The 341-nt window shown below is 42.2% G+C and carries 1 pseudogene; it reads left to right on the top strand.

Annotation, left to right across the window (positions count from 1 at the left end):
• A pseudogene (locus CWB78_RS18500) lies at positions 1–328 on the top strand (hybrid sensor histidine kinase/response regulator); the annotation flags it as partial.
• Between the last annotated feature and the right edge of the window lie 13 nt (positions 329–341).

The following is a 341-nucleotide window of genomic DNA, read 5'->3' as shown; positions in this document are numbered from 1 at the left end:
CGGCACTATAGGAAGCGGACAACTGGTGGTAAACCAAACTAGCGACAGCCGCAATTAAGCTTATTGCGAAGCCTTTATCAACTCAGCAGAGTCACTCAACTTACTAGTAGATAAAGTGCTGGAATACGCAAGCTTAGATCAGCATGACGAAGCCTTGTACTATGATGATTTAGAGTTCAATGCTTGGCTACAAAACTTATGCCTGCTGTTAAGTCCTCTGGCCGAACAACAACAGCTTAAATTTGCGCTTGCGTGTAACATCCCTGATAACGCCTGTTATTACTGCGACCAACAAAAGGTCAGCCAAATCATTATTTATCTTGTTGGTTATAGCGATTAAA

Source organism: Pseudoalteromonas sp. S1612 (assembly GCF_005887175.1).
Taxonomy (GTDB): Bacteria; Pseudomonadota; Gammaproteobacteria; order Enterobacterales; family Alteromonadaceae; genus Pseudoalteromonas; species Pseudoalteromonas undina.
The sequence above is the reverse complement of the archived record's forward strand: the minus strand, read 5'-3'. Positions and strand labels throughout refer to the sequence as shown.